This window comes from Kitasatospora sp. NPDC086801, from assembly GCF_044745805.1.
GTDB lineage: Bacteria > Actinomycetota > Actinomycetes > Streptomycetales > Streptomycetaceae > Kitasatospora.
Genome location: NZ_JBIVAX010000073.1, coordinates 1 through 16828 on the forward strand (window position 1 = coordinate 1; position 16828 = coordinate 16828).

The 16828-nt window shown below is 70.6% G+C and carries 16 protein-coding genes; 10 read left to right on the top strand and 6 right to left on the bottom strand.

The window, feature by feature from the left end; genetic code table 11:
* Positions 1-504 precede the first annotated feature (504 nt).
* From ACIPLC_RS37325 to ACIPLC_RS37335, 3 genes are all read right to left on the bottom strand, one after another.
* A complete protein-coding gene (locus ACIPLC_RS37325; protein WP_400477513.1) occupies positions 505-705 on the bottom strand; it encodes a hypothetical protein in 201 nt (66 codons plus the stop codon).
* Between the two features lie 24 nt (positions 706-729).
* On the bottom strand, positions 730-930 hold the full coding sequence (locus ACIPLC_RS37330) for a hypothetical protein (RefSeq protein WP_400477514.1): 201 nt from the start codon (positions 928-930) through the stop codon (positions 730-732).
* Between the two features lie 260 nt (positions 931-1190).
* Positions 1191-1901, bottom strand: coding sequence for a MarR family transcriptional regulator (locus tag ACIPLC_RS37335; protein ID WP_400477515.1), 711 nt, complete (start codon positions 1899-1901; stop codon positions 1191-1193).
* A gap of 224 nt (positions 1902-2125) precedes the next feature.
* On the opposite strand from ACIPLC_RS37335, the gene ACIPLC_RS37340 reads away from it, so the two are divergent.
* Positions 2126-3313 carry a serine hydrolase domain-containing protein gene (locus tag ACIPLC_RS37340; protein ID WP_400477516.1) on the top strand — a complete coding sequence of 396 codons (1188 nt, stop codon included), beginning with the start codon at positions 2126-2128 and terminating at the stop codon, positions 3311-3313.
* Positions 3314-3394: 81 nt separating this feature from the next.
* Here the strand turns inward: ACIPLC_RS37340 and ACIPLC_RS37345 are convergent, their stop codons facing one another.
* The 3 genes from ACIPLC_RS37345 to ACIPLC_RS37355 all read right to left on the bottom strand — a co-directional run bounded on the left by ACIPLC_RS37345 (position 3395) and on the right by ACIPLC_RS37355 (position 6110).
* Positions 3395-4726, bottom strand: a complete 1332-nt coding sequence (locus ACIPLC_RS37345; RefSeq protein WP_400477517.1) for an RNA polymerase sigma factor — start codon at positions 4724-4726, stop codon at positions 3395-3397.
* The gene (locus tag ACIPLC_RS37350; protein WP_400477518.1) at positions 4699-5118 is read right to left on the bottom strand and encodes a YciI family protein; all 420 of its coding nucleotides are present in this window, start codon (positions 5116-5118) and stop codon (positions 4699-4701) included. Before ACIPLC_RS37350 ends, ACIPLC_RS37345 begins: the two co-directional genes overlap by 28 nt.
* A 137-nt stretch (positions 5119-5255) precedes the next feature.
* Complete coding sequence (locus ACIPLC_RS37355) at positions 5256-6110, bottom strand: LysR family transcriptional regulator (protein WP_400477519.1); 855 nt, start codon at positions 6108-6110, stop codon at positions 5256-5258.
* An 80-nt stretch (positions 6111-6190) separates the two neighbouring features.
* Between ACIPLC_RS37355 and ACIPLC_RS37360 the strand changes: the two genes are divergently transcribed.
* The 9 genes from ACIPLC_RS37360 to ACIPLC_RS37400 all read left to right on the top strand — a co-directional run bounded on the left by ACIPLC_RS37360 (position 6191) and on the right by ACIPLC_RS37400 (position 16242).
* A complete protein-coding gene (locus tag ACIPLC_RS37360) occupies positions 6191-6685 on the top strand; it encodes a cupin domain-containing protein (RefSeq protein ID WP_400477520.1) in 495 nt (164 codons plus the stop codon).
* Positions 6686-6726: 41 nt separating this feature from the next.
* Positions 6727-7089: a DoxX family protein gene (locus ACIPLC_RS37365; protein ID WP_400477521.1), complete on the top strand. Its 363-nt coding sequence runs from the start codon at positions 6727-6729 to the stop codon at positions 7087-7089.
* Between the two features lie 432 nt (positions 7090-7521).
* Positions 7522-8802, top strand: coding sequence for a nucleotide disphospho-sugar-binding domain-containing protein (locus tag ACIPLC_RS37370; RefSeq protein ID WP_400477522.1), 1281 nt, complete (start codon positions 7522-7524; stop codon positions 8800-8802).
* A gap of 2142 nt (positions 8803-10944) precedes the next feature.
* Positions 10945-11574 carry a 7-cyano-7-deazaguanine synthase gene (locus ACIPLC_RS37375; protein WP_400477523.1) on the top strand — a complete coding sequence of 210 codons (630 nt, stop codon included), beginning with the start codon at positions 10945-10947 and terminating at the stop codon, positions 11572-11574.
* Between the two features lie 61 nt (positions 11575-11635).
* A complete protein-coding gene (gene tpg, locus ACIPLC_RS37380; protein ID WP_400477524.1) occupies positions 11636-12166 on the top strand; it encodes a telomere-protecting terminal protein Tpg in 531 nt (176 codons plus the stop codon).
* Positions 12167-12175: 9 nt separating this feature from the next.
* The gene (locus ACIPLC_RS37385) at positions 12176-12322 is read left to right on the top strand and encodes a hypothetical protein (RefSeq protein WP_400477525.1); all 147 of its coding nucleotides are present in this window, start codon (positions 12176-12178) and stop codon (positions 12320-12322) included.
* 220 nt (positions 12323-12542) lie between these two features.
* Entirely contained in the window at positions 12543-13769 is a 1227-nt protein-coding gene (locus ACIPLC_RS37390; RefSeq protein WP_400477526.1) for an ABC-three component system protein, read from the top strand.
* Between the two features lie 3 nt (positions 13770-13772).
* Positions 13773-14267, top strand: coding sequence for a three component ABC system middle component (locus ACIPLC_RS37395; protein WP_400477527.1), 495 nt, complete (start codon positions 13773-13775; stop codon positions 14265-14267).
* A 25-nt stretch (positions 14268-14292) separates the two neighbouring features.
* A complete protein-coding gene (locus ACIPLC_RS37400) occupies positions 14293-16242 on the top strand; it encodes a DUF3732 domain-containing protein (protein ID WP_400477528.1) in 1950 nt (649 codons plus the stop codon).
* Positions 16243-16828 lie beyond the last annotated feature (586 nt).

A 16828-nucleotide genomic window follows, 5' to 3' on the forward strand; every position in this document is an offset into this window, starting at 1 on the left:
GACTCAGAGCGGCGCCCGCACCGAGCACCCTGGACGCCGGACGGGAACGGTGATGCACTGCGGTCCTCCACGGAAATCGGCAGTGACGGCAGCGCAACAGAGCTGCCTTCCACGGAGGAACGGGGCACCCGACAGGCCCGGTTCAGTCCGCCGCCACCGCCACCGCCGCCACCGCCACCACCGCCGCCCGGCCGCCCCGCCTGTCGGCCTCCCGCCCGGCGCACCCGCCCCGGACGAAGGGGTACTTCCACCCTTCGCCCTGTCCGTGACCGCCCCCGGCCCCCGGCCCCACGCCCTGATCCCCTCCGGCAGGTGGGGACAGAGCCCGTCGTGGCGGATCTGCCACTCGGGCGGCGGCGGTCGCCCGCCCCGGCTCCACGAGACCGCCTGACCCGGGTCCTCCGCCCCCGTCCCGCTGCTCCCCACCTGCCCCGCTGCTCCCCGCCCGTCCCGGGACGCCCGCACCTTCCCGGGGGTCGCCGCAGACGAGTCCGCCGCACGCACTCACATGCGGACCACGACCATGCCCCGCTGGTTGTTCATCAGCATCGACAGCAGTGCGACCCCGAGGCCCGCCGCCGCCAGTCCCCCCACCGCCAGCAGCATCGTGTTCTCCCGGCGGCGGCGTTCCTCCTCCAGTTCGGCGGCGGTGTGCTCCTCGGCGGTCGCCTCCTGCGCCGTCGTCATCTGAACCTGGGTGCTCATCGGATCGGTCCTTCCTGGGGCCGTTCAGTGGTACGTGGAGGGGCTGCCGTGTTGCTGGGCCTGGGCGGGCCAGTTGGGGGCCTGGCCGCCGGTCGGACCGGTGGACTGGTTGGGGTTGTACGGTGGCGGCACGTACTGGCCGATGATCGTGCTCCGCCGCCCTTCCAGCGCCTGGAAGATCGACACCGCGGCCATCACCAGCGAGGTCGCGGTCGAGATCATCATCAGCTGACGGGTGCTGAGCCTCGGCAGTGCGAAGTCCTCCGGTCGTCTGCGCGAGCCCGCCATCGCCGTCCGTCCCATCCCCGACGGCCCCGGCCGTCGGCACGCCCCGGGGGCCGACTGCCGGCCCACCGCCACCACCTTGGCGAAGACCCGCCGCGTATCCGCAGTACGGCACCCGACCGGGTGCGGATCCCACCCGCCCGGACCATTGCGCATCTCACCCGACCGCCTCGCGGCGGGCCCTGGGGTCGGCGGATCCGCTATCCGGGTCGGCTCTCCTGCCGCCACTGCCGGACGGAGCGCACGATGTCCTGGCCGATCCGGTCCAGGAAGGCCGCGGCGTCGTCCATCCGGGCGCCGGCCGGTGTGCCGGGGCCGAGTGTCTCGGCGCCCTGGCGGGCGATGCCGGCGAGCATCGTGTTCCGTTCGGCGCTGGCCAGCAGTGCCCGGTACCAGACGTCGTCGTCGATGACGTACCGCTCCCGGCGCTGTTGTTCGCCGCGTTCCCGGCGGATCAGCGCCTGGCCTTCCAGGTAGCCGACGGCCTTGGAGACGGCGGCCGGGCTGACCTGCAGCCGTTGCACCAGTTCGCCCGCGGTGAGGCTGCCGTCGTCGGTGACGTACAGGCAGGCGAGGACCCGGGCGACCATTCTGGGCAGGCCGCTGTGCACCAGCAACTCGGCCAGTTCGTCGGCGAATTCGCGTACCGCCTGCGGGTCGCGGCCCTCGGCCGGCGGCGTGGTGGCGGCGGCCCGTCGGGCGGTCGTGCCGCTGCGGCGGGAGCGCTGCGCGGTGGCGCGCTGGGCGTGATCGGCCCGGTAGTCGGAGGGTCCGCCGTTGCGGGCGATCTCGCGGGTGACGGTCGAGGTCGGCCGTTCGATCTGCCGGGCGATCTCGCCGTAGCCCAGCCCCTCGGCCAGTCCGGCGGCGATCCGGTGGCGGTCCTGCGGGGTCAGCCTGGCTCCGGGCATCCGTCCTCGTCTCCTTCCGTCGCGTGAACAGTATCCGTCCGGCCCGCCCACTGTTGCAATGGATTCGCGACGTTCTGTTGCATTCACCGGGAGGGTCATTGCAAGAATATGGCGGCTCTTAGCTGCGAATACATCCACCATCGGCAGGTTTCTTGTTGACCATTATGTGAATTTGCTCGTAGCTTCTTCCCGGACCGCGACACCACATCGAGGGGGAACACGCCATGGGAACCACCACGCGCGCAGCCGTCGCCACCCTGCTCGCCGGGGCCGTGCTGGCCGGCGCCGCCACCGCACCGGCGTTCGCCGATCCCTCGCCGGACGGCAGGGGCGGGCACCCGGGGGTCCAGCGGGTACTGGACCGGGCGGTGGCCGCGGGTGGCCTGCCCGGCGCTGTCGCCGAGGTCCGGGACGGCCACCGCCGGTGGTTCGGCAGCGCGGGCGTCGCCGACCTCGCCACCGGGCGGGCCCGTCTCGCGCAGGACCGGTTCCGCATCGGCAGCACCACCAAGACCTTCGTCGCCACCGTCGTCCTCCAGCTCGCCGCCGAGGGGCGGCTGAGCCTCGACGACAGCGTGGAGCGCTGGCTGCCCGGCCTCCTCGACGCCCCCGGCTACGACGGCGACCGGACCACCGTGCGTCAACTCCTCAACCACACCAGCGGCATCTACAACTACGCGATGGACGAGAAGGTCCGGCAGGAGGCGAGCGGCCTGCCCTTCCTCCGGCACCGCTTCGACGGCTACACCCCCGAACAGCTCGTCCGGATCGCGGTCGCCCACCGGCCCGATTTCGCGCCCGGCACCGGCTGGACCTACTCCGACACCAACTACGTCCTCGCCGGCCTGATCGTCGAACGGGCCTCCGGCGCCACCCTGGCCGCGCAGATCAAGCAGCGGATCACCACCCCGCTGGGCCTCACCGGCACCTACGAACCCTCCTCCGACGACACCGCCGTCCACGGGCCGCACGGGCGCGAGTACTCGCGCCTGGGGCTCACCGGGCCGAGCGCCACCGCCTACGACGTGACGGAGCTGAGCCCGTCCTGGGGCTGGGCCGCCGGGGACATGATCTCCGACGTCCGCGACCTGAACACCTTCTTCGCCGCCCTGCTGGGCGGACGGCTCCTGCCGCCCGCCCAGCAGCGGGAGATGTTCACGATGATCCCGACCGGGCACCAGTGGATCGACCAGGCGGACTACGGTCTGGGCGTCGCCGGCATCAGGCTCGACTGCGGCCCCACCGTCTGGGGCATGGGCGGCGCCATCAACGGCTCGTGGTCCTACGCGTTCGGCACCCGCGACGGCCGGCACCTGCTCGCCACCAACGTCAACGGCGACTGGGTCGAGGGGAGTTGGCCGATCGCGGTGTTCACCTCCGAGCTGGAGGCCGAGTTCTGCCCCCGCTCGTGACGGCCCCGCTCGTGACGCCCCCGCTCGTGACGGCCCGGCTCGTGATGGCCCGGGCTCGTGACGGCCGCCCGGCCGGGGGCATCACGGCAGCGCAGCCGCCTTGCGCAGCAGCACCGAGCGCTCGCGGGTGTTGCGGCACAGCCGGGCGGCGAGTTCCAGTTCGGCCCGGGCCTCGGCGGTGCGGCCGAGCCGGGTCAGCAGTTCGCCGCGCACGCCCGGGAGCAGGTGCGACCCCGACAGCCGGCCGGAGGCGGCCAGTTCGTCGACCATGTGCAGCGCCCGCTGCGGTCCGTCCGCCATCGCGACGGCCACGGCCCGGTTGAGCTCGACGACGGGGGAGGGGGCCACGCGGCCGAGTGCCTCGTAGAGGAGCACGACACGTTCCCAGTCGGTCTCCTGCACCGAGGGCGCCGCCGCGTGGCAGGCGGCGATCGCGGCCTGGAGGCCGTAGGGGCCGAGGCCCCGCCCGGTGGCCGTGGCCCGGCTGAGCGCGGCCAGGCCGCGGCGGATCGCCGACCGGTCCCACCGGCGCCGGTCCTGGTCCTCCAGGAGCACCGCCTCCCCGTCGGGCCCGGTGCGGGCCGCGAAACGCGCGGCGGTGAGTTCGAACAGCGCGAGCAGTCCGCACGCCTCCGGTTCGGCGGGCAGCAGGGCGGCCAGCATCCGGGCCAGCCGGAGTGCCTCGTAGGCGAGGTCGGGGCGCAGCAGGTGGTCGCCGGCGGTCGCCGTCGAGCCCTCCGTGAAGATCACGTACAGGACGCTCAGGACCGCGCCGAGCCGTTCGCGCCGTTCCTCGGCCGGCGGCAGCTCGAACGGCACGTGCGCCGCGGCGATCGTCTTCTTCGCCCGGGTGATCCGGGCCTGGACGGTCGCCGTGGGCACGAGGAACGCCCGGGCGATCTCCTCGCTGGACAGGCCGCCCACCACGCGCAGCGTGAGCGCGACCCGGGCCTCGGGGGAGAGCACCGGATGGCAGGCGGTGAACATGAGCGCGAGGACGTCGTCGTCGACCCGGTCGGGGTCCCACGGCAGTTCGTGCGGCGGGCCGGACGCGGTCGCCGGGCCGGAGCTGAACTCGCCCTCGGCGAGCCGGCCCGCGAGCAGGGCGTAGCGCTCGTCGAGTGCCGAGGCGCGGCGGAAGGCGTCGATGGCCCTGCGCCGCGCGGTCGCCAGCAGCCAGCCCACCGGGCTGGTGGGCGTGCCGCTGCGCGCCCAGCTGACGAGTGCTTCGGCGAGCGCCTCCTGGGCGACGTCCTCGGCGAGCGCGAAGTCCCCGGTGTAGCGGGCCAGCGCGCCGACGATCCGGGCGGACTCGATCCGCCAGACGGCCTCGGCGGCCCGCCGAGCCGATTCGGTGCTCGGCGGGCCGTCGGGGGTCGCGGGCATCAGTGCTGGCCGGTCCGCTCGCGCCACGCCCGCTCCTTGGCGATCCACTCGTTGTCCTGCGGGAACTCGTCGATGCCCGGCACGCGGCGGATCTCGACCTTCGAGCCGGCGATGGCCGGGAGCCGCTTGGCCCACTCGACGGCTTCCTCCTTCGACGCGACGTCGATCACGTAGAAGCCGCCGAACAGTTCCTTCGTCTCGCCGTACGGGCCGTCGGTGACCACCGGGGTCTGTCCGCTGAAGTCGACCACCACACCCTGGGACGGGTCGTCCAGTCCCTCGGCGGCGACGAGCACGCCCGCCCGGATCAGTTCCTCGTTGAAGCGGCCCACCGTCTCGAGCATCTCCTCGAAGGGCGTCTCCATCATCTTCGCGACGCTCTCGTCCGTGCCCCGCATGATCAGCATGTACTTCGACATCGTCGGTCTCCTTGCTCGGGGGTCGCCTTCCGACCCTGTCCATCCCAGGTCGAACGGCGTGGCCGCGGATCGACACGGCGGGCGGACCGGGACCACTGTTTTCGACGGACGCCACCCTCTCGCAGGGCGCCGTCCTCTCACGCCCGGCGGTACGTGGCCGTCGCGATCTCGGTGAACGAGCGGATCAGCGGGTTGGTGTCGCCGTCGTTCCACACCGCGACCACCCGGCTCGGCGCCATGTCGGCCAGCGGGACCGCGGCCAGGTTCTCGGGCAGGTCGTGTCCGAGCGGGGCCAGGCCGACGGTGCTGTTCCAGAGCACGGCCTGCAGGCATTCCTGGACGACGCGCACCACCGGGCCCTCGCGCGGCGTGCCGCCGTTCCAGTACGACTGCCAGAGCGGGTCGGTCCCCGGCGGGAACTGGAACCAGCGGCGGCCGGCCAGGTCGGCCAGCTCCAGGTGGTCGCGGCGGGCCAGCGGGTCGTCGGCGCGCAGGACCGCGCCGACCGGGTCGGCGCGCAGTTCGCGCACCGCCAGGGCGGTGTCGTCGAACGGCGCGCGGGTCAGGGCGACGTCGACGAGTCCGGTGCGCAGTCCGCAGGTCGGGTCGGTCAGGTCGGTGTCGCGCACGCGGATGTCGACGCCGGGGTGGCTGCGGCGGAAGGCGGCCGCCAGCCTGGTGGTGCCGGGGTCGGTGCCGTCGCCCAGGATGCCGATGGTGAGGGTCGCGGTGCCGGCCGCCGCGGCCACGCGCATGCGCGCGCGTTCGGCCCGGCCGAGCAGGGCCCGTGCTTCGTCGAGGAGCACGCTGCCCACCGGGGTGAGGGTGACACCGGCGGGCGAGCGGGTGAACAGCGGGGCGCCGGTCTCCTTCTCCAGCTGCTTGATCGCCCGGCTCAGCGGCGGCTGGCTCATGTGCAGGCGGGTGGCGGCCCGGCCGAAGTGGAGTTCCTCGGCGACCGCCACGAAGTAGCGCAGGGTACGTAGCTCCACGCTGTGACGATACCCGCGGGGTATCGGCGTGGCGCAACGGGTCTTGGACACGCGCCGGGCCCCGGCGGTGCACTCGGAGCATGACCGACGAAGCGAAGACCAGTGAACCGCAGGCCGGCCCCACCGTGTCGGTGGTCGCCCCCGGCGACGGCGAGACGATCGTCCTGGGCACCACGCGCATGCGCGTCCTGGAAGACGGCAGCCACACCGGGCACCGCTTGGGGATGACCGAGTCCGTCCTCGCCCCGCACACCCCCGGACCGCCGCAGCACCGCCACGCCCGCCACGACGAGGGCTTCTACGTCCTCTCCGGCACGGTGCGCTTCACCGTCGGGGACAGGGACCACGACGCGACCGCGGGCACGTTCGTGATGGTCCCGCCCGGCGCCCCGCACACCTTCGCCAACGTGACCGACCAAAGCGCCGTCATGCTCAGCGTGTTCACCCCCGACCTGTACGTGCAGTACTTCCGGGACCTCCAGAGCATGACCGCCGACGGCGGGGCGCTGACCCCCGAGGCCGGCCTGCGCACGATGAGCCGCTACGCCACCGAGCCCGCCACCGACGTGGCCTGAAGCCGGCGGGTCACCGTCGGCGGTGACCGTGAAGGGACGTCATGACCATCGCCTACTGGTTCGTCGCCGCACCGCTCGCCGCCTTCCACCTCTACGCGGGCGCGCTCAAGGCGACCCGCGGCCGCGACCGGCTGCGCCCGATGATGGCGTGGGTGGACCGTGTGCCGCTGCCCGCGGTCAGGGCGCTGGGGACGATCGAAGTCCTGGGCGCCGTCGGACTGTTGCTGCCGCCGGCGGTCGGCATCGCGCCGTGGCTGGCACCGGTCGCGGCCGCCGGGTTCGTGCTCCTGCAGACCGGCGTGATCGCCGTGCACCTGACCGGTGGGGACCGCCGCGTCATGCTCAACGCCGGGCTCATCGCCGCCGCGGCCGCGGCCACCTGGCTGGCCACCACCCGGCTGTGACCGGGGCGGCGCCCCCGCCCCGGGCGCAACCGCCCACCGGCCCGCTCTCCTGCCCGCCGGCGAGCATCGTTCCGCCGTTCCGCCGTTCCGCCGTTCCGCCGTTCCGCCGTTCCGCCGTTCCGCCGTTCCGCCGTTCCGCCGCCAGCCGGGCCGGCCCGTGCTCCGGTGGTGCCCTCGGTAGTGATCTGCCCGGTGTCCCCATCCCCGCCATTGCCTGGCCTGCCGAGTTTGCGTCCCGGCCGTCCCGGCCGTCCCGGCCGTCTTGCCGTTGTGGCCATCCTGCCGTTCTGCTGTTGTGGTGTCGGGTGGGTGTGTGGTGGTGGGTTAGCCTGCGGTGTGGGCCGGGTGCGCGGGGACGACTGCGGGGTGCGTACCGTCCGGCTGACGAGTCGATTTGGGGGGTTTCACGTGTCCAGGATCATTACTGCCGCCATGCCCGCGCACGGGCATGCCGTGCCGTTGCTGGCGATCACCGCGGACCTGGTGGCGCGCGGGCATCAGGTGGTCTTCCTCGGCGGGGCGCGGTTCGCCGGGGCCGCGCAGGAGACCGGGGCGCGGTTCGTCGCTCTGCCGGCGGAGGCGGATTTCGACGACCGCCGGATCAACGACTGCTTCCCGGGCCGGGCGGGGCTGCCGCCGGGGCCGCAGCGGGCGGCCTTCGATGCCCGGCACATCTTCATCGACCCGGTCCCTGCGCAGTACCGGGCGCTGCGCGCGTTGCTGGCGGAGTTCCCGGCCACGGCCGTGGTCGGTGACTGTTTCTTCCACGGCGCGGTGGCTCTGGCACTGGCCCATCCGCGGGGTGAGCGGCCGGCGGTGGTGAGCATCGGGGTGGCCCCGCCGATGCTGCAGAGTGCCGACACCGCGCCTTTCGGGCTCGCGCTGGCGCCGCAGGCGGGACCGGAAGGGCTGGTCCGTAACCGCGAGTTGAACGCCGAGGCGGCGCGGCGCGGTGAGCCGCTGCGGCGGTACGCGGCCGAGGTCTTCGCCGGTGTCGGGGCCGAACTGCCGCCGGGGCCGCGGGCGAACGCCCTCGTGACCGGGGCCGACCACTACCTGCAGCTGACCGTCCCGGGGTTCGAGTACCCGCGCAGCGACGCACCGGCCTCGCTGCGCTACATCGGCGCACTGCCGTTGCAGAGCCGGGGCGAGGCGGAACTGCCGCACTGGTGGCCGGATCTGGCGGAGGCCCGGTCGGTCGTGGTGGTCACCCAGGGCACCCTGGCCAACGACGACCTGACCGAGTTGCTGGTCCCCGCGGTGCGGGCGCTGGCCGAGCGCCCCGACGTGCTGGTGGTCGCGGCCACCGTCCGTCCGGACGGGCCCGAACTGCTGGCCACCGCGCTCGGCGGCAGCCTGCCGGACAACGTACGGGCCGCCGGCTACCTGCCGTTCGACCGGCTTCTGCCGCACGCCGACGTGTTGATCAGCAACGGCGGCTACGGCGGTGTCCACACCGCGCTGGCCTTCGGGGTACCGCTGGTGGTCGCCGGCGGCAGCGAGGACAAGCCCGAGGTGGCCGCCCGGGTGGCCTGGCGCGGCGTCGGCATCGACCTGCGCACCGGACGTCCGGGCGAACCCGAACTGCGCGAGGCCGTCGACCGGGTCCTGGCCGACCCGGCCTACCGCACCAACGCCGCCGCCCTGGCCGCCGAACTCGCGGCCCACCAGCCGTTGAAGGCGATCGCCGAACTGGTGGACTCGCTCGGCTGACCCAGACGGGCCGCCCACCGCCGGCCGCCGGGGAAAGCCGCCCCGGCCGCCGCCCGCCCCTGGCACCTGGCTGCGCAAGCAGGTGGCGGCCCGCACCGACGGCAAGCTGACCGACCAGCAGACCGCGCTCCTGGACGCGCTCCACGGACACAAGGCCGAGACCGTCGCTGGCTGACCGGACCCGCGACCCGTCGCCCCAACCCGCCGCCCGCTGAACGGCACGAGCGAAGCGCCGGCCACCACCATGGTGGCCGGCGCTTGCCCCGCCGACCGGGCCGACTAGGCTGCGGCGGCTCGCACAGACGAGGCCCTCGTCCGGACAGCCCTCCCCATCCAGAACGACCGACTCGCGTTGAACAGACAGAAAAAGAGACAGAAGCCGAGACTGCCCACGCCCTCGCGCGGGAGTCACTGACACTCAACGCCCAGGGAAAACACGACGGGCGGTGGCCGCGGTGGCGCGCGCCTTCGCCGGCCTGGCTGCCACAGCATCCCCGTCCCGGACAGTCTCCACAGCCGCTATCGAACGCACAGGGCAGCCTGTTCCGCCGAACCACGGCGAGCCCCAACCTTTCCAAGCAGCCACGCAGGAGACAGAGGACGGCCGCCGAGGTCGGGCAGGCTGAGGGCGGTGCCCAGCACCACGCTCAGCAGATCCTGCAGACCGTCGAGCCTCGGGCGTTCAACCCGCGCGCCGCCGAGTGGCAGCGCATGCACGTCCAAGCGGTGGCCTTCCACGTCGAGCACGTCCCCTGTGAGTTACCTGTTTTGACTGGAGTTTAGTGGCCCTCTGATGTAGTGGATTCCGTAGGTTGGGCTGGAATTTTTGAGCTTGTGATGGGGAGGGGCTGAGCTGCTGTGATGTGGTGGTGGCGATCGTGAGTCCCAGTCCTGGAGTGCCCTGACCTCGGGATTCGGTTGTTGGCATGAAACTACGTGAGTGTTGCTGGAACGCCTATATATATTGCTGTATTTGCGCAGGTCAGTGCTTTGATTGATGTTCAGGGATGCGTGTCGTGGGGTGGTGTCGTGGTTGCTGGCCGGGGGTCAGTTTCCTCTGGGGTGGCACTGATTTCTCGTAGGTGAGTTCGGTATTGGGTGCTGAGTTTGATAGGGGAATCGCGCGACTGTTCCATGGCGGGAGGGTTTCGCGGCGGTCTGATTGCGGTGGCTAGCGGCGGTGGGGGAGGGGCGGTGCCTCTGGCGTTCCGTCAGGGCGTGGGCATCAGTTTCGAGGCGGTCGTCAGCGAGACTGCGGCGAAGATGAACGACGGATCCCGTCCCGCCTGGGCCACCGCGGACGGCGAGCGCCAACTGCTCGCAACCGAGCCTCCCTCACGATCACCGGACCCAGCACCGCCGAGATCACCCGGGCCGTCGAAGAGGGCATCGGGGCGATGCGGTCCATCTGGATGGAGCCCTGATGCCCGCCTACACCCTGAAGCTGGACGCCGACACCTCACAACCCAGCCCCGCCGGCACCACGTTCTGGTGGCCCCCCGGCCCAGGCGTCTCCTTCTTCTCCACCCTCGGGCCGTCCCTGGGAGCGCTGGGGCCGGTGCCCGAACCCAACGTCGAACTGGTCCGCCTCGCCGCTCTGGTCTACGCCGCCGACCGCAGCACTCCCCGGCCCGCCGCCCGCTCGAACCGGACCCGGCGCTCCTTCGAGCTGAGCGTGCCCGTCTACGAGCCGGCCCGCTGGGACGCCATCCGCGACCGGTTTGAAGACCTCCTGGGTTTCCTGTCCGGCGACCGCTGGTCGATCGACTTCCACCACGCTCCCGCACCGCAGGAGACGGTCCGGGCCACCCCGTATCCCGGCATACGGCGCGTGGTCCTGCTCAGCGGCGGCGCCGACTCCGCCGTCGGTGCCCTCGTCTCACGCCACGACCTCGGACCGGACCGGCACCTGCTCCTGTCCCACGTCGGCGCCATCAACCTCTCACCCCTGCAGAAGGACACCGCAGGTGACATCGCCCGTCTCATCGACGGCCCCCCGCAACACCACCAGCCCCTGCGCTTCTCCCGCAAAGCCCGCCGGCCCGACGGCACCAAACTGCCCAACGAGTACTCCACCCGCACCCGCTCCCTGCTGTTCCTCGCCCTGGGCCTGGCCGCCGCAGCCGTCGACGGGGTGCCGCTGTGGATCCCGGAGAACGGCTTCGCATCACTCAACATCCCCCTCACCGCCGACCAGCGCGGCGCCCTGTCCACCCGCACCACCCACCCCTGTTCCTGCAGACCCTGGCCGCCATCGCGAAAGACGCCGGCGCCCACGCCGACATCCACAACCCCTTCGCCACCTGCACCAAGGGCGAGATGTTCCGCCAGGCCGCCGAACTCATCGGCCCCGCCCCGGCCGCCGAATTCCTCAGCCGCACCCACTCCTGCGCCCACACCGGGCACCGCAGCTACCGCATCCCCGTGCGCACCCACTGCGGAGTGTGCTTCGGCTGCCTGCTGCGCCGCGCCTCCTTCCTCGCCGCGAACCTTCAGGACGCCACCGGCTACCTCCACACCCGTCACGACGAGAACCTGCAGACCTACCTGCGCAACAAGTCGGTCGAACTCCTGCCCCCGGCCGCCGCACCAAGTGCCGACTACGCCGCGGTGCTGCTGGACGACCAGGACACGGTGTGGGCCGAGGTGCCCACCAGCGACGGCCGCGAGGACCTGGTGCTGCCGCCGGTGTACGCCCGGGAGGAGGCCGTCTCCCGGCGTGACTTTGCCGAGCAGGGCGGGCGGCTCACCCACATCGGCTGGGCCCGCTGACCGCGGCCGAGCCGGCCACCCGGTTACCACGAACGTCGTCATCACGAGGAAGGACACTCCGATGGGGGAGATCGACGAGGGCCTGGAGCGCGCGGAGCGGACCAAGCCGATCCCGGTGCACCTGAGTACCCGGGTGAAGTTCCTGTGGGAGAAGGTCGCCAAGGAGGACACCAAGGCCTTGGCCAAGGCCGCCGGCACCTCGGTGCGCACCGCCCAGCGCTGGGCCAGGGCGCTGAAGGAGGGCGAGCAGCCGGTGATGACCAAGGCCAACGAGAAGAAGGTGGAGCAGGTCGTCCGCGCGAAGTGGCAGCCCAAGGTCCGCCAGCGGGTACGCCGCGACGCGGAGAAGAACGGCTTCATGCTCCACATCGGCGGCACCTTCGGCTACAGCGCGGCTGGCGGTTCCACCGACGACCCCCGCTCCCGCACGATCACCCAGAAGATGCCCGGCGACGTCGCCAAGAAGCTGTACGCGGCCCGCGACACCGGCGCCACCCAGGCCCAGCAGGAGCGGATCCTCGCCGAGAACCTGCGCGAGTACTACTTCAAGGACAACGGGCGCCGCGCCGCCGGCCTCGACGTCGAGCTGTAGGCCCTCAGCTTGTCGTCCCCCTGCGAGGTGGCCGACACCGGAGCCAGCCAGGCCCAGCAGGAGCGGGTCCTCGTCAATGCCCTGCAGGAGCACTACTCAAGGACGGCGGCCACCGCACCCATGGCCCTCTCCGTCGAATTCAACAGCATGAACTGAGCGGTGAATCAGGGCTTGCTGCCGCACTTCGGACGAAGTGAGAGGCCCCCGTCGATGGGCGACAGCCTTGAATCTGGCCCTCGGCGGCGGTCTCCACGCCACAGCGGATAGGGCCGCGCAGCGCCATCAAGGCCTCCGGCGCTGGGGCATGGCACCAAGTCAGCGCCGCGTCCACCTCTCTTGCCGTTGATGACGGTTCGTATCTATAGTGGCGCGCATCGTGACGCAGAAGATGCCGCACTCGGCGGCCGGGCAGATGGTCGGCTACCTCTACCAGTGCGAATGGGCCTTGGTAGAGCTCGCCCGCCGGTGGTTCAAAGACCCCGAAGCCGAGCTCCGCATGGAGATGCTCGACGACATCGACATCCTCCACCAGGACACTCCCGTCGAGCTGGTGCAATCCAAACACCACGGCCACGCCGGTGAACTCGGGCTTACCAGCGCAGATCTCTGGCGGTCAATCAATTCTTGGTGCGACGCCTTGGACCACCTGCCTCCCGGCCGGATCCCCATGCTCCGCCTCGTTACCACCCAGACCATCTCGCCAGGAAGCCTGCTGGCCAAGCTCAAGCAGGACACCCGAGACGTCGACGGCGCCCTCGCCGCCCTGGAAGCGGTGGCGAGCGATGCCGACGGGGCCAAGACCACACGCGACTGGCGCGCCCGCTTCATGGCCCTCAGCTCACCAACCCGGGCTGCCCTCGTCGGTGCCGTCATCCTGGACGACCAGGCACCGCGGGTGTCAGAGGTCGACTCTACGCTGCGCGAAGTGGTCGGGATCTGGAAGCACGACCAGCAGAGCCAGGAAATCCTCAAAGAGCTGAAAGGCTGGTGGTGGGCGGTGTCTCTCGAGATGCTCGACCATGCCACGCCCGGGCGGCGCCTGTCAGTTACCGCCGAGGAACTGCGGACCCAGATCGACTACGTGTTCGGCAAGTACACCCAGACCGCGCTGCCGATCATGGACAGCCTCGACGATCTGACCGAGCAAGAGGTCAATCGGTACGCAGACCGCGTCTTCGTTGCCCAGCTCAAGATGGTCGGACTCGGCAACCGCAGCATCCGCGCACACATGGGTGAATTCCACCACGCCTGGGCTCATCGCTCACGCTGGGTCTACCGCCACCACGTCACTCCAGGCGAACTCGCCCAGTTCGACACCGACCTGCGCCAGGAATGGAAGATCATCTTTGCCAAGCATGCCGACCGGTTCGAAGCGGGGAAAGCAGGAGACGACGCGGAGGTCGTAGGCGAGAACATCCTCGAGGAAACCCTTGCCGCAGCGCATGGCATCAAGCTGCGCCAGGTCGACAAGCGGTGGATCGCCCGAGGAACCCTGCACGCTCTTGCCGACAACGCCCACGAAGAACTCAACCCGCTCGGCTGGCACCCCAACTTCCAAGAACTGCTGGGCGCACCCGACAACGCCACCGGCCCAGGGGAGTAGTCAGTGCCCACGCCCCAGCCGCAACTGCCTGAGACAGCAGCGCTTCTCAACCCGGCCTTCGGCGCCTACCTTCTCGCGCACTGTGCCGCCGCGCACAGTGCCGCGCACACGGAGGCCGAGGCGGCCCTTCCCTGGCCCACCGCCTTCCTGGCCCTCCCCCTGATCCTGCCTCCCGACTCCCGCCGCGCTCTGCCACGCGACACCCGCACCCAACTTGCCGGATGGCTCGCTGATCACGCCCTGATCCGTGCCGCCTTCCCCCAGCGCGCACCGGCCCTGCATACCTACACCCAGGACTGCATCCGTTTCGGGATCCGCCACGCCACCCTCACTCTCACCCACACCGGCATCCGGACCACCCGCAAGCCCACCAAGCCCAACCAGGCCGAGCACGGCGAGGAGACCACTACCTGCGTGCGGGCCGCCACCCTCGTAGGCCGCTGGTTCGCGGCAACCGACCCCGCCACTGTCTTCACCCTCCTGGGCGTCCGGCCCTAGCCAGTCGAAGGAGCCTGTCACTCCCATGCACCTGCTCGCCCTCGCCCTCTACCACCGTGACGGTAGGCCCGACCCCCGCGTGATCCGCTTCCGCCCGGGAGCCCTCAACATCCTCACCGGAGAGTCCGAGACCGGAAAGTCCGCAGTGCTCGGTATCGTCGAGTACTGCCTGGGCCGGCAGATCTTCACCCTCCCAGACGGAGTCATCACCAACACGACCGGCTGGTACGCCCTCCTCGTCCAGGTCGGTCCCACTCGGCTCTTCCTGGGCCGGCCCAACCCGACAGGTGCATCGACGAACAAGGCCATGCTCGTCATCGGCGACCACACCCTCGACCTCCCGACGGCCGACCAGATGCACGTCAACGCCGATGCTGCCGCCATCCGTGCCGAACTCAGCGCCCGTATCGGTATCGAGGACTTCCGCTTCCAACCCCCGCCCGGCGCCGGACGCAGTGCCTTCGATGTCTCCAGCGCCCAGGCAGTCCTGCTGTGCCTGCAGAAGCAGAACGAGATCGCCAACCAGAGCCTGCTCTTCCACCGACAAGGCGAACCCGGAATCGCCCAGACAATCAAGGACACCCTGCCGTACTTCCTCGGCGCCGCCGGCCCCGACCAGGCCGCCCGCCGCCACGAACTTGCCGAGACGAACAAGGCGCTCCGCCGGGTCAACAAGCAGATCGAGGAAGCCCGACGTCGTGTGGAAGACGGAGAAGCCCACCGCGTCGCTCTTGCCCGCCTTGCAGCCGACGGCGGCCTGATCGCTGATGTTCCGGAAGCCCTCACTGCCGCCGCACTCGACGACTCGCTCCGCCAAGCCCTTGAAACAGCCCCCTCAGTGCCCTCACTGCCAGGCCAGGACGACCGCCGCGAGCGCCTCGCCGCCGAACGACGACAACTGCGTGACCAGATGCAGGAAGTCAACACCGCCCGGGCGATCCTCGACGGTTGGCACGAAGAAAGCACAGCTCTGACCGGCGAACTGCACGTCCAGCTCAGCCGCCTCAAGCCCATCGGACTGCTCGGCATGGCCCCTGACAACGCGGACGCTCAGACCTGCCCCCTGTGCTCGCAACAGCTCCCCGTACCGGACCCACAGATCGCGGAACTTCAGGCCCTCACACGCAGGCTGGACCGCGAACTCGAGGACCTGTCCGCGCTCCAGCCCGGGCGCACCCGCCACCGGGAAGAGCTAGACGGCCAGGCCCGCGAAATCCAGGCACGACTGCGCAGCAACGCGGCGACCCTCGAGGCCATCAACACCAGCGATCGGCAACTGCGACAGGCTCAGGACCTGCGCACACGCCAGGCCCACATCCAGGGGCGGATCCTGCAGGAACTCCAGCGCACCAGCACCCAAGGAAAAGACGGCCTGGCCGAACTCCAGCGAAGCGCGGACCGGCTCACCGAACAGGCCGCAGCCCTCCAAAACCTTGTCGACTCCGACGAGGTCGGCGCCGAGACCGAGAACCGTCTCAATGAGGTCGCCGACCTCATGACTGACTGGGCCCGCGCGCTTGGACTCGAACACGCTGCCACGGCTGACGAGGTCCGCATCAGCCTCACCTTGCTCAATGTCGTGCTGCGGACTCCAGCAGGCCGCCGCCCGCTGACCCGGATCGGCAGCGCCAAGAACTGGATCGGCTATCACCTTGTCGCCCACCTGGCACTGCACACCTTCTTCAACCGGCACAGCCGGCCCGTGCCCGGCTTTCTGATGCTGGACCAGCCCACACAGGCGTTCTTCCCAGAGGAGGTCCATGACGCCGACACCGTTCTCGACGCCGACTGGGAAGCCGTACGCGCCTACTTCGCACTGATCTCCCAGGCCGTTTCCCGCAACGAGGGAGGCCTACAGGTCATTGTCTGCGATCACGTCAACCTCCGCGACGAATGGTTCCGCGAAGCCGTTGTCGAGAATTGGCGTGGCGGCGCGGCCTTGATCCCCACTGACTGGATCACCACTGGGTCCTGACACATGCCACCTCTGTCCAGGGGCGTGAGGCCGGACGGACCGGCTCGTTGCGCGTGGCCCGCTCAGGCTGCGCACTTCCCTCCTGCCGGCCTGGCCCGGCGGTGAAGAGCGGATTCTCCGTTTAACCGACAGCATGGCCAGGCTCATTGTCCTGCTGCTTTTCCATGCCTACTGAAGGCAATTTAACGGTGCGGTTCCCCGTGGTTCTCGGGGAACCGCACCGTCGCGTTTCCGGCCGCACCTACCAGGATTCTTCTGGGGCGTGACCGAGTCTCAAGGTAAGCTAATTTTTGCCTTCCTGTCGGGTTTTCGCAGCTCAATAGGCATCCTGCCTAAACAAGTGAAACTTGGCGGCATCGACAACCCGCCCGGCCTGTGACAGATTTACCACTGCCAGAAGAAATAAAGCGCAGATCATTCGGTCTTCGCTTCGGATCGCACGAGAGGCAATTCTCATGAACGAGAAGCTCATCGCCGGGTACGCCGCCTACTACTCCAGCTGTAGATCACGATCATGCTTGGGTCGCGGCTTGGCGTCTGTAGTGACTGGCCTGGGAACGGGCTTGATGACGACGTCTCCAGTGGG

Coding starts and splice junctions, on each gene's coding strand:
- ACIPLC_RS37325 (WP_400477513.1), bottom strand. CDS start 705: ATGAGCACCCAGGTTCAGATGACGACGGCGCAGGAGGCGACCGCCGAG.
- ACIPLC_RS37330 (WP_400477514.1), bottom strand. CDS start 930: ATGATGATCTCGACCGCGACCTCGCTGGTGATGGCCGCGGTGTCGATC.
- ACIPLC_RS37335 (WP_400477515.1), bottom strand. CDS start 1,901: ATGCCCGGAGCCAGGCTGACCCCGCAGGACCGCCACCGGATCGCCGCC.
- ACIPLC_RS37340 (WP_400477516.1), top strand. CDS start 2,126: ATGGGAACCACCACGCGCGCAGCCGTCGCCACCCTGCTCGCCGGGGCC.
- ACIPLC_RS37350 (WP_400477518.1), bottom strand. CDS start 5,118: ATGTCGAAGTACATGCTGATCATGCGGGGCACGGACGAGAGCGTCGCG.
- ACIPLC_RS37360 (WP_400477520.1), top strand. CDS start 6,191: ATGACCGACGAAGCGAAGACCAGTGAACCGCAGGCCGGCCCCACCGTG.
- ACIPLC_RS37365 (WP_400477521.1), top strand. CDS start 6,727: ATGACCATCGCCTACTGGTTCGTCGCCGCACCGCTCGCCGCCTTCCAC.
- ACIPLC_RS37370 (WP_400477522.1), top strand. CDS start 7,522: ATGCCCGCGCACGGGCATGCCGTGCCGTTGCTGGCGATCACCGCGGAC.
- tpg (WP_400477524.1), top strand. CDS start 11,636: ATGGGGGAGATCGACGAGGGCCTGGAGCGCGCGGAGCGGACCAAGCCG.
- ACIPLC_RS37400 (WP_400477528.1), top strand. CDS start 14,293: ATGCACCTGCTCGCCCTCGCCCTCTACCACCGTGACGGTAGGCCCGAC.